General features: G+C 69.1%; 16 protein-coding genes. 8 read left to right on the top strand and 8 right to left on the bottom strand.

Translation table 11 applies throughout. The annotated features are described in order from the left end of the window. Nucleotides 1-99 precede the first annotated feature (99 nt). Nucleotides 100-1344 carry a hypothetical protein gene (locus FL311_RS07070; protein ID WP_141324171.1) on the bottom strand — a complete coding sequence of 415 codons (1245 nt, stop codon included), beginning with the start codon at nucleotides 1342-1344 and terminating at the stop codon, nucleotides 100-102. Nucleotides 1345-1585: 241 nt separating this feature from the next. Here FL311_RS07070 and FL311_RS07065 point away from each other — a divergent pair, with 241 nt between their 5' ends. Continuing rightward, nucleotides 1586-2578, top strand: coding sequence for a hypothetical protein (locus FL311_RS07065; RefSeq protein ID WP_141324170.1), 993 nt, complete (start codon nucleotides 1586-1588; stop codon nucleotides 2576-2578). Between the two features lie 65 nt (nucleotides 2579-2643). On the opposite strand, the gene FL311_RS07060 is transcribed toward FL311_RS07065, so the two are convergent. Then, on the bottom strand, nucleotides 2644-3315 hold the full coding sequence (locus FL311_RS07060; RefSeq protein WP_141324169.1) for a DsbA family protein: 672 nt from the start codon (nucleotides 3313-3315) through the stop codon (nucleotides 2644-2646). Nucleotides 3316-3476: 161 nt separating this feature from the next. Continuing rightward, the gene (locus tag FL311_RS07055; RefSeq protein ID WP_141324168.1) at nucleotides 3477-4478 is read right to left on the bottom strand and encodes a RimK family alpha-L-glutamate ligase; all 1002 of its coding nucleotides are present in this window, start codon (nucleotides 4476-4478) and stop codon (nucleotides 3477-3479) included. Between the two features lie 79 nt (nucleotides 4479-4557). On the opposite strand from FL311_RS07055, the gene FL311_RS07050 reads away from it, so the two are divergent. The 7 genes from FL311_RS07050 to ileS all read left to right on the top strand — a co-directional run bounded on the left by FL311_RS07050 (nucleotide 4558) and on the right by ileS (nucleotide 13564). Then, complete coding sequence (locus FL311_RS07050; RefSeq protein WP_194869094.1) at nucleotides 4558-5991, top strand: sigma 54-interacting transcriptional regulator; 1434 nt, start codon at nucleotides 4558-4560, stop codon at nucleotides 5989-5991. 153 nt (nucleotides 5992-6144) lie between these two features. Further along, entirely contained in the window at nucleotides 6145-6927 is a 783-nt protein-coding gene (locus FL311_RS07045; protein WP_141324167.1) for a TadE/TadG family type IV pilus assembly protein, read from the top strand. Further along, nucleotides 6924-8579: a TadE/TadG family type IV pilus assembly protein gene (locus tag FL311_RS07040; protein ID WP_141324166.1), complete on the top strand. Its 1656-nt coding sequence runs from the start codon at nucleotides 6924-6926 to the stop codon at nucleotides 8577-8579. Before FL311_RS07045 ends, FL311_RS07040 begins: the two co-directional genes overlap by 4 nt. Next, a complete protein-coding gene (locus tag FL311_RS07035) occupies nucleotides 8576-9607 on the top strand; it encodes a pilus assembly protein (protein ID WP_141324165.1) in 1032 nt (343 codons plus the stop codon). Before FL311_RS07040 ends, FL311_RS07035 begins: the two co-directional genes overlap by 4 nt. A 1-nt stretch (nucleotide 9608) precedes the next feature. Then, the gene (locus FL311_RS07030) at nucleotides 9609-9920 is read left to right on the top strand and encodes a hypothetical protein (RefSeq protein ID WP_141324164.1); all 312 of its coding nucleotides are present in this window, start codon (nucleotides 9609-9611) and stop codon (nucleotides 9918-9920) included. A gap of 11 nt (nucleotides 9921-9931) precedes the next feature. After that, complete coding sequence (locus FL311_RS07025; protein ID WP_141324163.1) at nucleotides 9932-10627, top strand: hypothetical protein; 696 nt, start codon at nucleotides 9932-9934, stop codon at nucleotides 10625-10627. Between the two features lie 36 nt (nucleotides 10628-10663). After that, nucleotides 10664-13564, top strand: coding sequence for an isoleucine--tRNA ligase (gene ileS / locus FL311_RS07020; RefSeq protein WP_141324162.1), 2901 nt, complete (start codon nucleotides 10664-10666; stop codon nucleotides 13562-13564). 132 nt (nucleotides 13565-13696) lie between these two features. Here ileS and FL311_RS07015 read toward each other — a convergent pair whose 3' ends face one another. The 5 genes from FL311_RS07015 to FL311_RS06995 all read right to left on the bottom strand — a co-directional run bounded on the left by FL311_RS07015 (nucleotide 13697) and on the right by FL311_RS06995 (nucleotide 20818). Beyond that, nucleotides 13697-14359, bottom strand: a complete 663-nt coding sequence (locus FL311_RS07015) for a Tfp pilus assembly protein FimT/FimU (RefSeq protein ID WP_141324161.1) — start codon at nucleotides 14357-14359, stop codon at nucleotides 13697-13699. 2 nt (nucleotides 14360-14361) lie between these two features. After that, a complete protein-coding gene (locus tag FL311_RS07010) occupies nucleotides 14362-15573 on the bottom strand; it encodes a prepilin-type N-terminal cleavage/methylation domain-containing protein (protein WP_141324160.1) in 1212 nt (403 codons plus the stop codon). Continuing rightward, a complete protein-coding gene (locus tag FL311_RS07005) occupies nucleotides 15570-16097 on the bottom strand; it encodes a prepilin-type N-terminal cleavage/methylation domain-containing protein (RefSeq protein ID WP_141324159.1) in 528 nt (175 codons plus the stop codon). Before FL311_RS07005 ends, FL311_RS07010 begins: the two co-directional genes overlap by 4 nt. Nucleotides 16098-16190: 93 nt before the next feature. After that, entirely contained in the window at nucleotides 16191-20345 is a 4155-nt protein-coding gene (locus FL311_RS07000; protein ID WP_228556716.1) for a DUF4114 domain-containing protein, read from the bottom strand. Beyond that, the gene (locus FL311_RS06995; RefSeq protein WP_141324158.1) at nucleotides 20342-20818 is read right to left on the bottom strand and encodes a cytochrome c family protein; all 477 of its coding nucleotides are present in this window, start codon (nucleotides 20816-20818) and stop codon (nucleotides 20342-20344) included. Before FL311_RS06995 ends, FL311_RS07000 begins: the two co-directional genes overlap by 4 nt. Nucleotides 20819-20838 lie beyond the last annotated feature (20 nt).

Raw genomic sequence — 20838 nt, 5'->3', positions numbered from 1 at the left:
TGTCCCGCCGCCAGGACCATCGACTCCGGGGCGCCTGTGCCCGATGAATCAGCGCCAGCCGCCAGATTCATCGACTCCGAGGCGCCTGTGCCCGATGAATCAGCGCCAGCCGCCGCCGCTGCTCTTGGACCCGGAGGAACCGGAGCGGCCACTCGGCGCCGAGGATCCACCGCCAGAGCTCCGACCGCCACCGCTGCTCGAGCCGCTGCTGCCGCGTCCGCCACCAGTGTTCCAGCCGCCGCCATTGCTCCCGCCGCTGCTGCTGCCGCTGCTCGAGCCGCTGCTTCCGCGCCCACCACCGGTGCTCCAGCCACCACCACCGCTGCTGCCGCTGCTCGAGCCACTGCTGCTGCCGCTGCTGCCGCGTCCGCCACCGGTGTTCCAACCGCCGCCGCTGCTCCCACGCCCGCCGCTGTTCCCACGGTCATTGCCACGGCCGTTATCGCGGTCATCGTCCCGGTCGTTGTCGCGGTTGCCGCGGCCGTAGCCACCGCCACCGCTCGGAGGCGTCCCGCCACCGCTGTTGCCGTACCCACCGCCGGAGCTACCACCGCCGCTCGGAGGCGTGCCGCCGCCGTTGTTCCCATAACCACCGCCGGAGTTGCCACCGCCACTCGGAGGCGTGCCGCCGCCGTTGTTGCCGTAGCCGCCGCCGCTGTTGCCCCAGCCGCCGCCGTTGTTGCCGCGGTCGTCATCGTCGCGGTCGCGACCGTGGCCGCGTCCCGGACGCGAGCCACCGTTGTTGTCCCGCCCGTAGCCACCGCCGTTGTTGTTGCCCCCGCTGCTGCCCCAGCCACCACCGTTGTCGTTGTAGCGCGAGCCGCCGCGAGGAGGCTGCGTGCCCCAGCCCGTGCCACCCGGAGGCGGACGGTCATTGTCGCGAGGCGTGTAGTTGCGCGTCGTCGCCGGCCGCGAGCCGGGCCGCGTGTAGCTGTAGACCGCGGAGGCCGCGTGGGTCCGGTCATACACGTAGCCGCGGTTGCGCTCCCAGCGGTACGCCCGACCCGAGGAGGGGTAGTAGTCGTGCGAGTGCCGCCCGTGGTGGTGGCACGCGACGCCCAGCGGATCCAGGTGGAAGTCCCAGTACCAGACCACCGCCGGACCCCGGTAGTAGTACACGTCGTCGGTGTATGTGTAATACGTCGTCGACGGGCGGTAGCCGTGCGAGTGCACGTGGTCGTACGGGCACCAGCCACCGCCGTCGTCATCCGGAATGGGGTGGTAGCCCGAGTAGCTGTACTCCACCACCACGGCGCGGCGAGCGGCGGGGCCATGATAGTGGGCGTAGCAACCCGTTCCCATCATCAGGGCCAGGGGGATGGCGAGTGCGAGCAATCGGCGCATGTGACGAGTCTCCCGCGCGAAGGGCCTCTGCAGCCAGTCCCCCTTCGCGACCACGGAATTCCAGACGGGCAGGCGCCGAGAAAATTCACGCCCCCTCGCTTCCCGCCCGCCCGCCTCCTGCTTAAGCGCCCCTGTGCCCTGGTGAACACAGGGCTGGCTGGTGTAGGTCCTTCACGGAAGGACAGCGCGAGTCGAGGCAGCCGGGGTGTTCCGGACCCGTCGCGCGAGGAGCAGGGCACTCATGTCGGATTCGGATTTCGGAAGGGCGAGGGGCGCGACGTGCCCGCTGCACCCGGATGACCTCGCGCAGCGCACCTGTACGCGCTGCGGCAACTTCATGTGTGACACGTGCAGCGAGCGCGGCACGCAGTCGCACTGTCCTCCCTGTCGCGCCCGCGAGGGCCTGGGCCGGGACTTCCCGTTGGACCGGGACAACTGGTCCTTCAGCCGCCTGTTCGACGTGTGCCTGGACGCGTTCAAGCGCGAGTGGGTGATGCTCAGCGTCGGCGCGCTGCTCGTCTTCGCCGCGTCCATGGGCGGCAATCTGCTGTCCCAGATGTTCTCGTTCATCGGCGCCGCCACCGAGAGCGTGGTCGCCATGGTGATGACGACGCTGGTGGGCATCGCGCTCACGTGGGTGATTCAGGGCGCGGTGACGCTGGGCTTCCTGCGCATGGCCATGGACGTGCTCCAGGGCCAGCGCGCGGACCTGGCGCGCGTGTTCTCCCAGTTCTCCAAGCTGGGCACCTACCTGCTCACGATGCTGCTGACGTTCGCGCTGGTGCTGCCGCTCGTGCTCGTCGGCATGGGCATCCTGGTGGCCATCTTCGTCGCCGGCGCGGGCATCTCCCTGGCCGAACTGAACTCCCTCTCCGAGTTCGACGGCGCGATGCGGGGCGTGTCGCCCGGCCTCATCGGCTTGATGGTGCTCGTGTCCGCGGTGCTCTACCTGGGCCCGGGCCTGTGGCTGATGCTCCCGCTGGTCCTCGTCCAGCCCGCGCTGGCGGACCAGGAGAACCCCACCGCGCTGGAGACGCTGCGCCTGGCCTACGTCCACGCGAAGGGCTTCCGGCTCTCCATCTTCGGCGTGCTGGCGCTGGGCGGCTTCATCGTGCTGCTGGGCTTCATCCTGTGCTGCCTGCCCGCGCTGCCCGCCATGGGCCTCTTCCAGCTGCTGCTCGCGGGCCTCTACCTGGCCATCAGCCGCGGCGGCCGCCAGGAGCGCTTCGGCTGAGTCGGAGGGCGTGAAGCCCACGGGGCCCGCGCGGCATGGCGGGCCCCGGTGACGGCTTCGGTGCTTCAGTGCACCAGCCGCTCGGAGGAGCCCGAGCGCGGCACGGCCACCCGGCCCATGCAGGCCAGGATGTGCTCGCGGTACTCGGACAGCTCGCGCAGGCCGCACAACATCCAGCGCCCACCGATGACCAGCGTGGGCACGCCGCGCACGCCGCGCCCGGCCGCGTCGCGGTGCTCATCCAGGATGAGCCGGCGCGTCTCCTCGGAGCGGAAGGCGGCGGAGAACTCGTTCATCGCCAGGCCCACGCGCGACGCCAGCTCGAACACCACGTCCGGCCGCGACACGTTGACGCCCTGCTCCAGCGCCGCGCGCTGCATCGCCCGCGCGAGGAACATCCGCGCATTGGGGCCCTGCAGCCGCGCGGCCTCCAGCGCCGCCAGCGCCGGCACGCTGCTGCGCGGCGGGTCTCCGCCCAGCCACAGGTCCGTGGAGAGCAGTGGCGCGGTCAGGTCCGCCTCGCGCTGCGCACGCTGCACTTCTTCCACGAGCCCGCGCTTCTCGCGCTCCGTGGGAAGCACGTCGTGAACGCGCAGAGGGTAGGGCCTCACGCTCCAGCGGACGGCGTCGCCGAACTCCTGGCGCAGTACGTCCAGGCGCAGGTCGGCGAGATAGCACCAGGCACAGAGCACGTCCTGGTAGACGGTAACCTGCAGCGGCTTGTGCAGCGTTTTCATGGGGGGCCGCCAGATTAGAGGCCACGCCGCGCCGCTGCCAACTCCCCATGACAACCGGCCCGTGAAGGCATTCCTGTGTTCCTGTGGAGCATCCAAGGTACCTGCGGCCCTGGCTGCTCGCCTGCTTGAGGGCATGCGAGCAGTCTCGGACACCGCGGCGGCTACTCGCCGGACACCCGCGTGCCACCGGACTTCGCCGCCGCGTAAGCCAGCGCGTGCTCGACGATTTCTCCCGCGATGTCGCGCCCCGTCGCCTTCTCCAACCCCTCGAAGCCGGGGCTGGAGTTGATCTCCATCAGCCGGGGACCCGCGTGGCCCTCCAGCATGTCCACGCCCGCCACCTCCAGGCCGATGATGCCCGCGGCCCGCACGGCCGCCTCCGTGTATGCCGCCGGAAGCTCGATTGCCTGCCCTTCACCGCCGCGGTGGATGTTGGAGCGGAACTCGCCCTTCTTCGCGCGCCGCCGCATCGCCCCCACCACGCGCTGGCCCACCACCAGCGCCCGCACGTCCCGGCCCTCGCTCTCCGCGACGAACTCCTGGAGCACGATTTCCTGACCCAGGTCCCAGAACGTATCCAGGATGGTCTGCACCTCCGGCAGCGTGTGCGCAATCATCACCCCCACGCCCTGGGTGCCCTTGATGAGCTTGATGATGACGGGCAGCCCGCCCACCTCCTGCACCAGCTTCTTCACGTTGCTGCGGTCGTGCGCCATCACCGTGCGCGGGATGTCCAGTCCGGAACGCGACAGGAACTGCAGCGCGCGCAGCTTGTCCCGGCTGCGCGCGATGGAGGTCTGCGGGTTGAGCACCGGCACCCCCATCATCTCGAAGTGGTTCACCACCGCCAGCCCGTACGCGGTGATGGACGCGCCGATGCGCGGCACCACCACGTCCACGCCGCGCATCTCCACACCGCGGTAAGTCATGCGCGGCGTGCCCTGCGCGAGCAGCAGGCAGCAACGCAGCGTGTCCAGCACCAGCGGGCGGTGTCCCCGCTCCCGGATGGCCGCCACCAGGCGTCGGGTGGAGTACAACGAGCGCTTCCGGGACAGGATGGCCACCGTCTTCTTCACGCGGCCACGACGCGGCGCGGGATGCTCGGGTGCCTTGGACCCAGGCATGGCCGGGGCCTTCTTCTGCTGGATTTTTCGGGGAGACATGGGCGGAGCAATCGAGCGTAGCACGTACCCGCGGACACAGGCGGCTGCGGGGGGCGCGTTTGCTATCCTCCCGTGACAGATGAGCGCGACAGATCCGCATCCCGACGACATCCACACCAGCCCCGGAGATGCCGCCGGGTTAGACCTCGCCCACTCCCCGTTGTTGGGAGAGACGCTCGTGGTGGACCCGCGCACCACGGTGAAGCTCCACAAGTGCCGGCTGGCCGTGACGTCCGGGCCGGATACGGGCCGCTCCGTGGTGAGCGACAAGGAGCGCCTGCGCTGCGGCGCGCACCCGGGCAACGACCTGATTCTGGTGGAGGACCGCACCGCCAGCCGTCACCACTTCGAAATCCAGTTCACCGAGCGCGGCTACCTGCTCGTGGACCTGGGCTCCACCAACGGCACGTTCCTGGACGGGCGCAGGATTGAGCGCGCCTACCTGTCACCGGGCTCGCAGATTCGCGCGGGCTCGTCGGTGCTCACCTTCGCGCCGCTCGACGAGGAGGTCACCGTCGAGCCGGACCGCGACGGCGAGCTGTGCGGCATGGTCGGCCAGAGCATGAAGATGCGCCAGATATTCGGGCTCATCAAGAAGATCGCCCCGCTCGACGTGTCCGTCATCATCCAGGGCGAGACGGGCACCGGCAAGGAGCTCGTCGCCCGCGCCATCCACGAGCTGTCGGGCCGCAACAAGTCCCCCATGGAGGTGCTCGACTGCGGCGCCATTCCGCCCAACCTCATCGAGAGCGAGCTGTTCGGCCACGAGAAGGGCGCCTTCACCGGCGCGGTGAGCGGACGGCCCGGCGCCTTCGAGCGCGCGCACGGCGGCACCATCTTCCTGGACGAACTGGGCGAATTGCGCCTGGACCTGCAGCCCAAGCTGTTGCGCGTGCTGGAGAACCACGAGGTGCGCCGCGTGGGCGGCAACGACGTCATCGAGGTCAGCTGCCGCGTCATCGCCGCCACCAACCGCGACCTCATGAAGGAGATACAGGCCGGCAACTTCCGCGAGGACCTCTACTTCCGCCTCTCCGTCATCACCATCCAGCTGCCCCCGCTGCGCCAGCGCCGCGACGACATCCCCCTCATCCTCAAGGGGGCCCTCGCCGCCCCCGACGTCGTCCAGAAGCACGGCAAGAAGCGCTTCTCCGCCGAGGCCATGGGCCTGCTCATGGCCTACCCCTGGCCCGGCAACGTCCGCGAGCTCATGAACGTCCTGTCGCATGTCTTGACGTTCAGCGAGGGTGAAGAAATACAGCCCTCGAGCCTTCCTCCACGCGTGCGGGGTCAGGCGCGGGAGGGCCCGCTGCCGTTCAACGAGCACCTCTCCTTCAAGGACGCCAAGGAGCAGCTGCTGGAGAACTTCGAGCGCGAGTACGTCACCAGCGTGCTCACCCGCTGCGAGGGGAACCTCTCCCGGGCCGCGCGCGAGAGCGGCCTGCACCGGAAGTCCATCGAGCGGCTGGTGAAGAAGTATCAGCTCGACACCAAGGGCATGAAGCCGCGCTGACCCTGGGGGTGTTTCCACCCCGCCCCCGATGCATGTGACAGACATGAGACATGACGCGCTCGGTCTGTAGCGCCCACTGACAGACATCCCGCCCCCACGGGCAAGTTGACGTATGTCCTCCCGGGGAGAACTCCCGGGAAACTGCGTGCTGCCATGAATTCCTACCCCCGAGGGAATGGTGGCCAGTCAGGACAGGCGATGGTGGAGGCGGCCCTCACGCTTCCATTGGTCGTGTTCTTGTTGCTGGGCACGCTGCAGTTGTTCCTGATGCTGCAGGCGCGCGTGTTGGCGCACTACGCGGCGTTCCAGGCCACCCGTGCGGGCAGCATCGCGCATGGCGAATGCGAGCGGATGACGCATGCGGCCATCCTCGCGTTGATACCTTCGTTCCATTCGTTCCTGGGTCTGTCGAGCGCGACGGACGAGGTGCGGCATGGCGGAGGAGGCGGCGCGCCGGCGAAGCTCGCGGCGGCGTTCGCGGCGCGGCGGGACAACCGCTACCGCGGCGGCCTGGACGGCGTGCACACGGGCAGCATCGTGTGGATCAACCGCGCGCTGGTGGGCGGCGGCATCGACGGGCCGCAGGACCGCGCGTTCGATGATCCAGGCCACTTGAGGCGCCTGGAGGTCCAGCTGGTCTACTGGTACCCGATGCGCATCCCGTTCGCGAACTGGGTGATGTCGCGCATGTTCATGGCGCAGGCGGGCATCGAGGACTACACGGCGGCCAACCCGCTGATGCCCGCGGAGGCGAACGCGAACTGGAACCAGGGAGAGTTCACCTCGCCCATCCAGCTGGCCTCGGACGTCCGCTCGGAGCTCGCCGCGCGCGTGGCCCGCCAGCAGTACGTGTTCCCCATCGAGACCAGCTTCACCATGCGGATGCTGACGCCCGCCAAGCGGCGCCACTTCGCCACCATGGATTGCCCCCGATGACACGCGCCCATTCCCGTGGTCAGACGATGGTGCTGTTCGTGCTGGGCACGCTGCTCATGGTGCTGATGGTGAGCCTGACGCTCTCCTTCTCCATGAAGGTGCGCGAGCGCATCGAATTGCAGACGGTGACGGACGCGGCCGCGTACTCCAACGCCGTGGCCACCGCGCGCACCTTCAACAACATCGCGGTCATCAACCGCGCGCAGATTGGCCACGCGGTGGCGCAGGCGGGCGCCACCAGCCTGGTGAGCTGGGCCAGCCTCTACCGCGCGCAGCTCAACGCCGCGAACACGGGCTTCGGCATCGGCAAGAAGCCGTATCAGGCGGCCATCGCCAGCGGCTGTCCCTGCGCGCCCAAGAAGTCCTGGTGTCGCCAGCGGTGCCGCTGCGGCAAGAAGGGCGTGGCGGACCTGAACATGCTGCAGACGCAGCTGCGCATCGAGCAGGCCCGCGTGGAGGCCGTGTTCCAGTCCATGGAGCCCATGGTCAACCTGCAGATGCTCTCGCACCAGATTGCCCAGGGCGTCTTCTACGCGGCCCAGCAGCAGAACTACCAGGAGCTGCGCGACGCGGTGGACGACCAGGCCTTCGCCAACCGCATCCTCGGCAACGTGGTGGGGCGCGGACGCAACCCCCAGGACGCCGCCTGGCGCGTGCCGGACGTGGGCAACGTCAACGAGGACGAGCTCACCGGCGGCATCGCCTGCGCGGGTGATGGCGCCGTCTGTGACTTGCCGCTCACCGTCGCGCACGCCGTCAACGCGGCCATGGGCAGCCGTGGCTTCCACTTCGTCACCCACCGGCAGTGGCGGCTGGGTGACTACAGCGCGCACCAGGCCAACCTGGACTTCGTCATCTGGTTCCCCGACGAGGTGGTGGTGCTGCCGGACACCAACGGCACCACGTACTTCGGCAAGCCGGGCCGGAAGATGCCGATGCTCCCTCCGTACGCGCCTGCGCTCACGGGCGACGACACGGGCCGCATCGGCTGGATGTACGACCACCTGCTGCACGGCGGAGACCCGGTGGCCTGTCCGGCGAGCGTCGCGGGGGTGCAGTCCACCAAGGCCTCGCTGGTGACGTCCGGCGGTATCATGCCCCGCCCCGAGCACACCTGGACGGGAGGCAGGGACCCCGGCGGTCCGTTCAACCACATGCTGGTACCGTGTCTGGGCGGGCCCTCGTCGTGCCCGGGCATCTGGCCGCCGTTCCTCGACTACAACGTCGTGCGCATCAACAATGACGACAACAACTACGGGCAGCCGAAGAACTTCGCCGTCGTGCAGCGCGACCTGATGGCACGCAGGCTGGACCCGTGGGACCTGTCCTTCCGCTACCGCTTCGAGTCGGGCGGTGGGGGCAACGTGTATGACGCCCGCAGCTTCAACCTGGCGGACGGCACGCCCAACAACACGCAGACGGCGCTGTCCACGGGCATCGCCTACTACCACCGCGGGCAGAGCCTGGGCTTCCACCACTGGAGCGAGCCGCCCAACCTGCTCAACCCCTACTGGCGCGCCACGCTGGTGGGCGTGGACGTGGATGAGGACGGGGTGGGGGACGCCATCGACACGCTGGGGCTGAGCGCTCCCGTCGCGGCACAGACCTTCCGCGAGCTGCGCAACGCGGGCTTCAAGGGGCTCCAGAGATGAACGCTCGTCACGCACGTCGCTCGAAGTCCCGCGTGGCCCGTGGACAGGCCTTGCTGGAGGCCGCCATCGGCGTCACGCTCTTCGTCACCATCGTCGCCTTCGGCATCCACTTCGCGGAGGTGGGCTTCCTGTCGCTGAAGGTGCAGGAGGCCGCGGTCTCCGCGCTGTGGGACGGCACGCACGGGCAGATGCACCACATCCCCGTCACGTACACGCAGGCGGGCAGCTCCATGCGGGACGCCGCCGCGAGCGCGCAGGAGCGCTACGCGGACTTCAAGGGCCTGTCCTCTACGCCGGGCGGGGGCCGCGTCACCATGGCCTTCACCCGCGGCACCGGCATGCAGGTGAGCTGCGGCATGGACGCGGGCGTGGGCTGGGCGGGCGCCATCGCCACGCGCCTAGTCTACCGGGACAACGGCGGCACCGCGTGTGGTGCCTCGGCCACGTTGAGCGCGTGGCGCTTCCCCCGCTCGTTCCTGGACGGGCCCGATGACGGCGCGCTCTACCAGAAGCAGAACCTGGACGACTCGCTCGCCAACCTGCAGGTGTGCGCGGTGGGCCGCGCGGTGGGCGGCGCATGCCAGGGCCGCTTCTCCATGCTCGTGGACGACTGGGGGCTCGCGGGCGCGCTGGAGTCCGCCACGTGCAACATCCTCATGCAGGACCAGCTCATCCCCTGCACCAACGTGCCCTTCCACGCGGCGGCGTGGTCCACGTACGCGCCCACGACGCTGCCCATCCAGGCGTCCGCGAGCAACCTGGCGGAGGCCACGCTGTTCTGGAACCCGCTGCCGCCGACGGCGCTCGCCATGGTGGGCCTGGGCATGAAGGAGCACACCTTCTGGATGAGCGCCGCGGGTGAGGACGTCGTCAACTTCGTCCAGACGCCCCCGCTGATGGACCCCATCTCCCGCTTCTACCCCACCACGCCCGGCTCCTACATCGGGCTCACCACGTTCCCGTACAGCCTGGCGCACGCGCAGCGCTTCGGCAACGGCGCCTGCTTCCTCGGAAGGGATTGTGATTGAGATGACGCGAGGACTCCTCTCGTGGACCCGGGGTGCCTTCCTCCTCGTCGCCGTGCTGTCGGCCGGCCTGGCGCGGGCGGATGGCAGTCAGTGCAGCGCCGATTGCATCACCAAGTCGGACGCGATGATGCGCTCGTGCATCGACAAGTGTCCTCCGCCCCCGGATGACCCGACCCGGCCCGGGCCCTTCCAGTCCTGCATGGCGCGCTGCCAGGAAAAGCAGGAGAAGAAGTTCGCGGAGTGCTCGGAGCGCTGCGTGGACCCGGAGGGAATCGAGACACCGCGCAAGGGCAAGAGCGGGCGCGTGCGCTAGCGGAGCGAGTGATGACCCACGCGAAGAGCTGGCTGCGATGCGCGGTGATGGCAGGGGTGCTCGTGTCCGGTGTCGCGGCCGCGCAGCGCGCGCCGTTCAAGTGGGAGGTGCCCGGCGTGGTGGGCGTGGTGGACGTCTCCGCGCCGGTCATCGCCAGCGGCATCCCGGTGAAGATGACGGCGGTGCGCAGCAAGGAGCGGCCGGAGGTCATCCTGCGCTCGCTCGTGGACCGCTTCCTCGTCTGGGGGCTGCACGTGCCCGCGGCCTCGCTTCAGCCGCAGCTCCTGCGTGAGCCGATGGTCACCGCGCTCGATACGCGCGAGTTCATCTCGTACACGGCCATCGTCCAGCCCAACCCGGACGGCACGACGACGGTGTTCCTGGGACAGGCGGACCTGTCCAAGGCGCCGCGCGTCCAGTCCAGCGTGGCCCCGGTGTACCCGGGCGGCTCGGGGCTGTTGCAGTCGGAGATGGAGGGCGCGCGCACGCTCGTGTACTCGGCGAGCGCCAGGGCGTTGGACGTGGAGGTCTACTACCGCAACGAGCTTTCGCAGGCGGGCTTCGAGGAGGTGGAGCCGATGCTCTTCCGCTCCTCGCAGGACGAGCTTCATGTCCGGGTGACGCCGGCCAAGGAGGGCAAGGTGTCCGTCGTCGTCGTGCGACGGGGCGTCGCGCCCGAGGAGGCGCCGAAGCCGGCCGGTGATTGAAAGCGCCGCACCGAGCGTGTTACGGGCGCTGTCGACATGAGCGACGCGCCCTCCCAGGACAAGGACTTCAAGGACACCGTCAACCTGCCGCGCACGGACTTCCCGATGAAGGGGAACCTGGCGCAGCTCGAGCCGAGGATGCTCGGCTGGTGGGCGGAGCGGGGCATCTGGGGGAAGCTCCTGGAGAAGAACGCGGCCGGTGAGCCCTTCGTGCTTCCTGACGGTCCGCCGTACGCCAACGGCCACCTGCACGCGGGCCACGCGCTCAACAAAGTCCTCAAGGACATTGTCGTGAAGTACCGCAACCTGGTGGGTCGCCACTGCGACTTCATCCCGGGTTGGGACACGCACGGTCTGCCGATTGAGCAGGCGGTGGAGAAGCGGCTGAAGGACAAGAAGGTGGACAAGCGCACCCTGTCGCGCGACGCCTTCCTGGAGCTGTGCCGCGCGTACGCGCTGGAGTTCATCGACATCCAGAAGACGGAGTTCCAGCGGCTTGGCGTGTTCGGCTCGTGGGAGGCGCCGTACAAGACGCTCGACTTCTCTTACGAGGCGCAGGAAATCAGGGAGCTGGCCGGCTTCGCGCGCCGGGGCATGCTCTACCGCCGCAAGAAGCCGGTGTACTGGTGCCTCCAGGACCAGACGGCGCTGGCCGAGGCGGAGGTGGAGTACGAGGAGCACGAGTCCCCGTCCGTCTACGTGGCCTTCCCCGCGGGCCCCGAGCTGTCGGACCGGGTGCCTTCGTTGAAGGGCAAGGCCGTCGGCTTCGCCATCTGGACGACGACGCCGTGGACGCTGCCGGCCAACCTGGCCATCGCCGTCAACCCGGAGCTGGAGTACGTGTTCTACCAGCTGGGCGCGCGCGTCATCTGCGTGGCCAAGGACCTGCTGCCCAAGGTGCTGGCGGAGGTGAAGTCGGACGAGCTGGCGGTGAAGCACGTGGAGCTGCCGGGCGGTGAGGTCTCCGCGGCGGCGCTGGTGGACCCCGCGCGCATCCTCGCGTACGCGCGCGGCGAGGAGCTGGAGCACCTGACGTACCAGCACCCGTTCTACGAGCGGCGCGGGCGCATCCTGCTGGGCGAGCACGTCACGCTGGACGCGGGCACGGGCCTGGTGCACACGGCGCCGGGGCATGGCCAGGAGGACTACGAGGTCGGCCTGCGCTACGGCCTGGACATCTACAACCCGGTGCGTCCGGACGGCCGCTACGACGATACGGTGGGCCCGGCGCTCGCGGGCAAGCGCGTGTTCGAGGCGAACCCGCTGGTCATCGCGGTGCTGGTGGAGAAGGGCGCGCTGCTCAACGACGCGAAGGACACGGTGGCGCACAGCTATCCGCACTGCTGGCGCTGCCACAACCCCATCATCCTGAGCGCGACGTATCAGTGGTTCATCCCGATGGACGCGCCCTTCCACGGGGAGAAGACGTTCCGCCAGGAGGTGCTGGCGGAGGTGGACAAGGTGAGGTGGGTGCCCTCGTGGGGGCACAGCCGCATCCGGGGCATGCTGGAGACGCGGCCGGACTGGACCATCAGCCGTCAGCGCACGTGGGGCGTGCCCATCTGCATCGCGTACTGCGAGGGCTGTGACGAGGCGCTCGTGTCGCCGGAGCTGATGGAGAAGGTGGCCCAGGCGGTGGAGAAGGAGGGCGCGGGCGTGTGGTACCGCACGCCGGTGAAGGACTTCCTGCCGGAGGGCTTCGCGTGTCCGCGCTGCGGCAAGGGTGAGTTCCGTCGCGAGACGGACATCCTCGACGTGTGGTTCGACTCGGCGTGCATGTTCTCCGCGGTGCTGGAGCGCAGGCAACGGCTGCCCGCGGACCTGTTCCTCGAGGGGAGTGACCAGCACCGCGGCTGGTTCCACTCGTCCATGCTGGTGTCGGTGGGGACGCGCGACCGCTCGCCCTACAAGGCCTGCCTCACGCACGGCTTCGTGGTGGACGGCAAGGGCGAGAAGATGTCGAAGAGCCTGGGCAACGTGGTGGCCCCGGAGAAGATCATCAACCAGTACGGCGCGGAGGTGCTGCGCCTGTGGGTGGCGGCGAGCGACTACCGCAACGACGTGCGCCTGTCGGACCAGATTCTCAAGGGCCTGTCGGAGGGCTACCGGAAGATTCGCAACACGGTCCGCTACGCGCTGAGCAACCTGTACGACTTCGACCCGGCGAACGATGCGGTGCCGTACGCGCAGCTGTCGCCCTTGGACCAGTGGGCGCTGGGGCGGCTGGCCGAGGTCGTGGCCCGGGTGAAGCAGGCGTACGAGGACTACGAGTTCCACCTCGTCTACGCGACGGTGGTGGACTTCTGCGCCGGTGACTTGTCGGCGGTGTACTTCGACATCCTGAAGGACCGGCTCTACACGTGGCGCAAGGACGGGGCGCCCCGGCGGGGCGCGCAGACGGTGTTGCATGAGGTGGCGTCCGTGCTGCTGCGGCTGCTCGCGCCGGTGATGAGCTTCACGGCCGAGGAGGCCTGGGGCTTCCTGCCGGGCAAGTCGACGGAGAGCGTGTTCCTGGCGGGCTTCCCGGAGCCGGGGACGAAGCTGTCGCCGGAGCTGGCGGAGCGCTACGCGAAGCTGTTCGCGGTGCGCGAGGCGGTGCAGGGCGTGCTGGAGGCGGCACGGCGCGAGAAGCGCATCGGCGCGTCGCTGGAGGCGCGCGTGTTGCTGATGGCGTCCGCGTCCGTGCGTGACTTCCTGATGCAGCACCTGGACGAGCTGCCCGGGCTCTTCATCACCAGCCAGGTGGAGGTGGTGGACGCGGAGGGCATCGATGCGGCGGTGCTGGACGTGACGCGGGTGTTCGGCGACGGCGCGAAGCTCCTGGCCGAGGTGAAGCCCGCCGCGGGCCACAAGTGCCCGCGCTGCTGGACGTACTCGGAGGCGGTGGGGCAGGGCGGCGACGTGTGCCTCAAGTGCCGCGAGGCGCTGGCGGCGTGAGCGCCGGATGCCCGGTGGGCTCGCGCCAGTCCCAAGCGGACGGCGCGGGCTCTGGGGCGCGCTGAGATGAAACGGGCCCGCGCTTCCGTGAGGAGACGCGGGCCCGGATGTTTCAGGTGGTGTGTCGAACGCCTACGGAGGCGGAGGCGTGGTCGTGCACTCGGCGACGGGAGCCTGGGTTGCCCGGACCGAGTCACAGTCCAGCAGGGAGGCGAGGCCCGTGAGCGGCTCCACCATCAGCAGGCTGCGCGGGCGGCCCGACTTCGCCGAGAAGTTGAGCTGGAGGTTGCCCGGCGCCGCCGCGGTGAGCGCCGCGGTGTTGTCGAGCTGACCGCGCATACAGGTCAGGTTGCTGACGGCCCGGCCCGAGCCCGGCAGGTAGCAGAGCCCATGGACTGGCGTGGCGTTCATGGAGTCCGGGATGACGACGTCCGGGCCCGTCTCGGAACAGCACTCCGGGCTGGCGCGGCACGTGGTGCCGGTGCAGGCATCCCTGGGGCAGGTGTTGTTGTCGAAGTCGTTGTCACACGTCAGCCGCTCCCAACGGGCCACCCGCTTGCGGGTTCCATCGGGCAGCAGCACGTTGTTCTCCACCACGATGCGGACCGGCTGGTTGGTGGCGATGGCCCGCTGACGCGCGCGCAGCGCCGACGACCACAGCTCGCGGGTCGCCGTCGCCTCTCGCTGGCCATCCAGCGGCTTGCTGATGCCCACCACCGCCAGGGTCACCATCATCCCGACGACGGCGATGGCGATCATCAACTCCAACAGCGTCATTCCTCGCGTGCGCATCATCCTCAAGGCCCCGGAGCGGGCTGCAGGCCCGCCGACACGAAGTTCCGGGGAGACACCCGGAGGGTATAGGTCCGGCGCCTGAAGCCGTCCTGGGGGAAGCCGTCCTCATCCGGGATGTTGATCTTCGCCGGGTCCACCACCGTGCGGTCCGAGCGCGGCGTCCGGATGACCAGGTCGATCTCCACCTCGCGAATCCGTCGGCGAAGCAGGTTGCGAAGGTCGGCTTCGTTGGTGGGCGCAGCCTCGATGGGCGCCACCACGTTCACCGCGCATTCCGCATTGCCAGTCGTGCACTGGTCGATGGGCGGGCGAACCCCTTCCTCGGGGTACCACCGGTAGGCGAGGGCCGGCTGGGTCAGGTCGATGACCGCGAATCGAACCTGCATCCGCTCCACGTCCCGGCTCACCACGGCCCAGTTGGCCGCGCCCGGAGCCAGGTACTCCAGCGCCGGGTGGCCGCCCCTCCAGTTCACGCGATACGCCGCGCTGACGGTGCGCATGACGTTCCACCCGGAATCGGTGAACATGCCCACATCACTCGTGCAGGGCCCACTGGTGGTCGCGGCGGCGCCATGGCCTGGAGAGGCCTCGATGACGGAGTCACCGGTGCGGACGTTGGTCACCCGGAAGTGGCATGCGAGCGCACCAGCCGTCGGGTTCGCGACGAGCGCGGGGGTCGGCTGGCCCGAGGTGGGCTGCAGGCGCGTGTGGGGGGCCGGGGCGGTGCACAGGATGTTCCCCGACTTGACGGATGTAATGTTGGGTCTGCCGGGGGCCGCGAATGCGTCACATCGCTCCATCGTCACCATCGTCCGCGGGTCACCCCAGTAGAGCTGCAACACATCGGACGTCATGTCGGCGTAGGGCGTGCCCGCGGGAGGCAGCGCGAAGGTCGCGTCCGCGGCGAACGGCGGGGTGGCCGTCGCCATGTCCAGTGCGGTCCAGCTCTGGATGGCATAGCGCTGGTCGCCTTCCGAGAACTGGATGGGGGAGTTGCCCATGCCGATTCCCGCGCGCTGCACGTCCAGGGTGAGCAGGTCCTTCACCGCCCGCCCCGTCACCTGCGCCACCATCGTCTGTTCCTCGGTGAGGGCGCGCCGCTGCACCTGCATGCCCGCGACCAACCCGATGCCGAGCACGATGACGCCCAGCGCGCTGGCGATCATCACCTCCAGCAGCGTGAAGCCGCCCATGCGACGAAGGGTCTTCCTCATGGCGCCATCCGGGTCTGCATCACCACCACCTGGCGGCCCTGCCGGCCCCGCTCCAACCAGCTCACCGAGACGCGGACGTTGGCCACGTTCCCGGCAAGCCCCCCGCCCAACTGCCGGGTGACGGCCGGCAGCCCCGCCGCGCCGTTCTCGATGGAGCCCGGCAGGCCCACACTGGGGCTGTCGATGTCCACCGCCACCTCGTACTCCCGCGCGACCACGCCCGCGGCGGGGGCGACGGTCCGCAGCTCTCCGGCCGCCGTCTGCCACACCGTGGTGCGCCGATTGTCCCACGGTGCCAGGTTGGCGCAGGGCGGGGTGGCCGTGCAGCCCTCGGACATGATGCTCTCGAGCGTGCGCTCGGCGATGAGCTGGGCCTGCGTGGCGGTGAGGGTGCGCCGGTTGGACGCGCTGATCTGCGTCACCAGCATCATCACCGCCGCGATGCCCACGAGCATCACGGCCATGGTGGCCAACACCTCCAGGAGCGTGACGCCCCTGGAGGCCTGCAACCGCGACGACTTCATCGAGGCAGTCTCCCGTCCGGAATCGGGTCGTAGATGAGCACTCGCGAGCGGGTCTCTCCCGAGTTCGCCGCCCCATTGTTCCACTTGTTCTTCTCACCCACCAGCAGGGGCTGTCCCGTGGCGGGCAGGATGAAGACGTGCTCGTCGTGCACCACCGGCGCGCTGGTGCCGTGGCCCACCAGGATGGAGCTCGTCATCGTCGTCTTGCCCGCCCCATCCGGCGCCTGGTTCGCGGTGTAGAACCGGCCGCTCGTGGTCTCGCTCAGGTTGCAGACGTCCGCGGCCGCGCCCACGGCGGTGGTCGTGAACACCTTGTCTCCGCTGAGCGACACGCCGCCCCACACCGCCTGGCCCGGGTCGAGCGGCTGCACCCACAAGGGGTCGAGCAGCGCGCAGGGCTTGGAGCCGTCCGGGTTCGGGTCCTCGAAGGCCATCAGGTGGTAGCGGTAGTCCTCCTTGTTCGGGGGGGCCATCGCCAATCTCGTCCGGGTTGTCACCCGTGCCGAAATAGATGCGCACCACGGGCTTGGCCGTGTCGCGCAGCACCTTCACCGCGAGGTTGGAGTGGATCTGCTGGAAGTGGGCCGTCCCCGCCGGGTTCGAGGCCGCGTCCGTGTGGGTCGAGGCCGCGACCGGCGCGCTCGCCACGCGGCAGGTCCGCACCTGCCGGCCATACGTCCGGGTGGAGTCCACCGAGTCCAGGTTGATGCGGTAGACGCTGCCGGCCGTGGTGGGCACGTACATGACGTCGTAGTGACCATCGCGGTTGAGGTCCAGCATGGCGGTCGCACCCGCGATGCCGGAGCCCTCGTCGAGCGTGATGACGCCCGCGTGGGCGCCCTTGCCGGTGCCCCGCTGCAGCGGCTTGCCCGTCTTCATGTCCAGAAGGTAGAGCGTGCCGGCGCGCCCGGCCGTGGGCTTGAAGTCCGTGCCGATGATGGCCGCCCAGGTGCCGGTCGTGTCGCCGGAGCCCCACTGGATGCGCGTGACGGACGCCGGGTGACGTGAGCCGGTCTGGTCCGGCAGCAGCACGTCATCGTCGTCGTCGGCCTCGTCCGTGAACGCGTCCAGCAGGGCGTCGTTCTTCAGGTTGTACTCCCACAGCGGCATCGGGTAGTCGGCGCGCGTCGCGGCCGGGTCCGTGCTGGGGTGGGTGACGTCGAGCGCGAAGATGATGGGGCTGCCCTTGCCCGTGGCCGACACGAGCGTCGTGCGGGCGCCCTTCAGCGGCCGCTGCAGGGCGGTGGTGGCCGTGGCGGGCGTCCACGCCTCGCCGAGCCCGCCGAAGTCCACATTGGCCAGCGTGGGCGAGGCATCCATCGTCGGCTTGGGCTTGGTCCCCGAGCCCGCGTACTTCACGTAGTGGTAGACGTAGTCCTTCAGCAGCCCGCCGGGCATGTACGCGAACAGCTCCTTGCCCGTGCCGTACTGCCGCGGTGCGATGGGCTTGGCGCAGGTGGAGCCCGAGTGCAGGAAGTAGCCGCGCAGCATGATGTCGTCGGAGCACTCGTCCTTCCCGTTGAGCCGGAAGGCGCCCGAGTCGAAGGCGTGCAGCACGCCCGTCATCGTGCCCACGTAGGCCACCGTCGGACGCTCGGAGAGCTTGGACATGAAGTTGCGGCGGTAGACGTCGCGCTCGGCCGGCAGGGCGTTCATCGCCCAGTTGTCGAGGTAGGGAGGCACGGCCACTGCCACGGTGGACAGGTTGATGCCGCCCATGGCCCACGGGCGCTTCACGTTCGTCGCCCCGGGCAGCTGATGGTCCTCCCAGCCGTAGAGCCACTCGCGGAAGACGTTCCGGTCGTTGAAGCCCTCGGTGATTCGCGCGGCGGGGGCCATGGTGGGCGTGCCGCACTTACCGTCGCTGTTCATGTCGAAGATCTTCTTGCCGGCATCGAGCTGGTTGCAGAGCGAGTCGGGGAACGCGACGCTGTTCGCGTTGTCCATGTCATCTTTGAGCGTGATGCGGCTCTGGTCCGGCTTCATCGTGTAGATGGTGCGGTTGAGCGGATCCTCGTTGCGCAGGGTCATGGCCATCACCCGGCCACCGTCCCAGCGCTCGACGACATTGGTCAGGTTCGTGTTCTCGGGGTCATAGAGCGAGCGGAAGTACAGCCGGCCTCGCAGCGAGTAGTCCTTGCGCCCGTCGTACAGCCGGGTGGAGGCCTCGGGCATGCCCACGCCGGGCCAGTTCTTGCCCCAGGCGCTGCCGGGCGTCTCGTTCACACCCCAGAGGATGGCGTTGCCCACCGTGGAGGGCGACGAGCGGGAGTAGCTGCCCGAGCGCACGGCCTGGTAGCCCACGTTGACGTTGTCGACCACGGGGACGCAGCGGTCGTCCGGGCTGGTGATGTCCACCTTCCAGCACAGCTGCGAGCCGGTGAAGCCCATCTCCAGCAGGTCCAGCTCCTTCACGTTCGGGTTGCCCGTGTCGAACTGCACCGGAATCCAGGTGCGGTTGGGGTTGGGCTTCTTCACGTAAACGCCACCCTGGAACTCGAAGGTGTGGCAGTCCACCGCCACCGAGTAGGTGATGGTCGGCGGCGCGCGACCCGGAACCGAGCAGGCCCCCGGCGTCTCCTCGGTCCAGCAGGGCGGGGACGAGCACATGTGGGCGGCGGCGGGCGCGACGTCGTCGTAGCGCGTGAAGCGCACCTTGGTGATGACGAAGTCCTCCGCGTCGCTCAGGTCGATGTCGTTCGACAGGCTCGCGGAGCGGAAGGTGCCGCCGTTCACCTTGTTGATGACGAACACCACGTCGTTGAAGTCGCGGTCACCGCCACCCGGGAGGTCCTCGAAGCCGAGAATCCAGCGGAAGGGGTCCGTGGACGGTGCGCCCACGATGACGTGGGGCATGGCGTTGCGTGTGCCGCCGGGTCGGTCGATCTTCGCGCGCTCCTTGGGCATGACCAGGTTGCCGTACGTCGCCTCGTTCTTCAGGCGGTAGAGCGTGTCGTCGTCCAGCCAGCCGCACAGCTTCGTGTTGCTGGTGCCGGCCACCACGCACTGGTTGGAGGCCGTCCCCTGGGGGTCGTCGGCGGTGCAGTTGTCCTGGTACGGGCAGCCGATGTTGCGCTCCGCCACGACCGCGGCGGAGCTCGAGTTCTGGTCCAGGTTCCAGGCGGACTTGGAGAAGAACACGTTGATGGGGGTCTGCAGGTGCAGCAGGCACTTGCCCGCGCTGTCCTGCTTCAAGCACGGATAGACGGTGCCCTCGTTCGGGCCGTGGTTGGAGCTGTAGTAGACGATGAGGAAGAACACGATCTCCCGGTTACCCTGGATGGTGCCCAGGTCCACCGTGCGGTCGCCGAGGTCGATCTTGTCCGCGGAGTCCGGCGCGGGCAGCGGAACGCCCCGGTTGTCATACGTGCTGACGTTGTAGTCGGGGACCGCGTCGTAGTCGTCCGACATGTCCTTGACGGGGGTCATGCTGAGGAAGGTCGTCTTGTCGCTGTCGTCGTCCGCGAGCAGGAACACCATCTGCCCGATGCCCTTGCCGCCGTTCTTGTCGTCCGCGGGCTCGAGCAGGTTGGGGATGCGCGGGAAAAGACCCTTGTCGGAATAGTCATCGGTGGCGGCCGTGCCACTGCTCTGGGACGTGCCGACGATGTCCGTGTCGATGTGCGTGGAGCCGCCGCCTGGGCGGGCATCCGCGAGGCCAGCGCCGCCGGTGACGCGGCGCCAGGTGTTCGCGCAGCTCGCCTTCATCGCGATGGCAGGCTGAGAGTACGACTCCCCGTCGGAGGTGAAGACAGAGCTCGCGCAGCGGCGGTCGGCCGGGTCTCCGATGAAGTCCCGCTTCTTGGGGCCCGACTGGGGCGCGATGTTGAAGAGGTCCTCGTGCAGGTCGAGGACTCCGTTGCCGTTCGAGTCGATCAGGTCTCCGTCCGCGTTCAGGTACTTCGCGGCCTGGTCCAGGTACATGTAGCCCAGCGCGTGCGAGGCGCCTGCGGACTCGAACACGTAGCTGATGGTGACGCGCTGGTCGTACGGGAAGACGATCTTCTCGGGGTTGAGCTTCTCGGGCGGCAGCAACTGGATGTCGGCGTCGCCGCTGCGTCCGGTGGGGACGAGCTTCAGCTCCTTGGGGAAGGTCATCTGGCCCAGGTCGTTCTCGGCGTTGCCGAAGCCGGGCTGCTTGTCCTGCGCCAGGTTGTCCTTGCAGAGCTGGGCCAGACCGTCATCGGCGAGCGCGGCGGGCGTGGCCAGCAGGAGGAGCGTCGAGAGTGCTCGGTGGAGGGCTTTCATCGGGACTTCCCCTGGGCCGGCTTGTAGGTCTGGATGCCGTCGGTCCGCTGCTGCGCGCGGCGGGTCTCGAGGTCTTTCTGGAGCTGCTCACGCAGCCGTACGTCCTGAGGCGGCGACGGCGGGCGGGAGCTGGTCTTGAGGTAGGCCAGCAGCGCGTCCATCTCCGTCGGGGACATCCCCCGCGTGTCGCAGCGGGTGTCGTCCTTGACGCGATGGGGGTTGGCAATCCAGGTGCGCAGCTCCGCGCTGGGCGTCTGGCGCACCTTGCTGGTGAGCTCCACCCGCTTCTCACCCGCGGGACGTTGCTGCTGCTTCATGTGCGCGCCCCCCGACTTCTTGAGGGTCGCGGCCGAGGGCTGGGGCGTGAGGGTGTGGCAGCCGACACAGGCCTTCTGGAAGATGCGCTCTCCTTCAGGAGTCGCCGTGGCGAATCCTGGCAGGAGCAACAACGCGAGAAGCAAAGGGCGTTTCATGGATGACTCGCGGGACGGCG

Source organism: Myxococcus sp. AB025B, from assembly GCF_006518215.1.
Classification (GTDB): Bacteria; Myxococcota; Myxococcia; order Myxococcales; family Myxococcaceae; genus Myxococcus; species Myxococcus fulvus.
The sequence above is the reverse complement of the archived record's forward strand: the minus strand, read 5'-3'. Positions and strand labels throughout refer to the sequence as shown.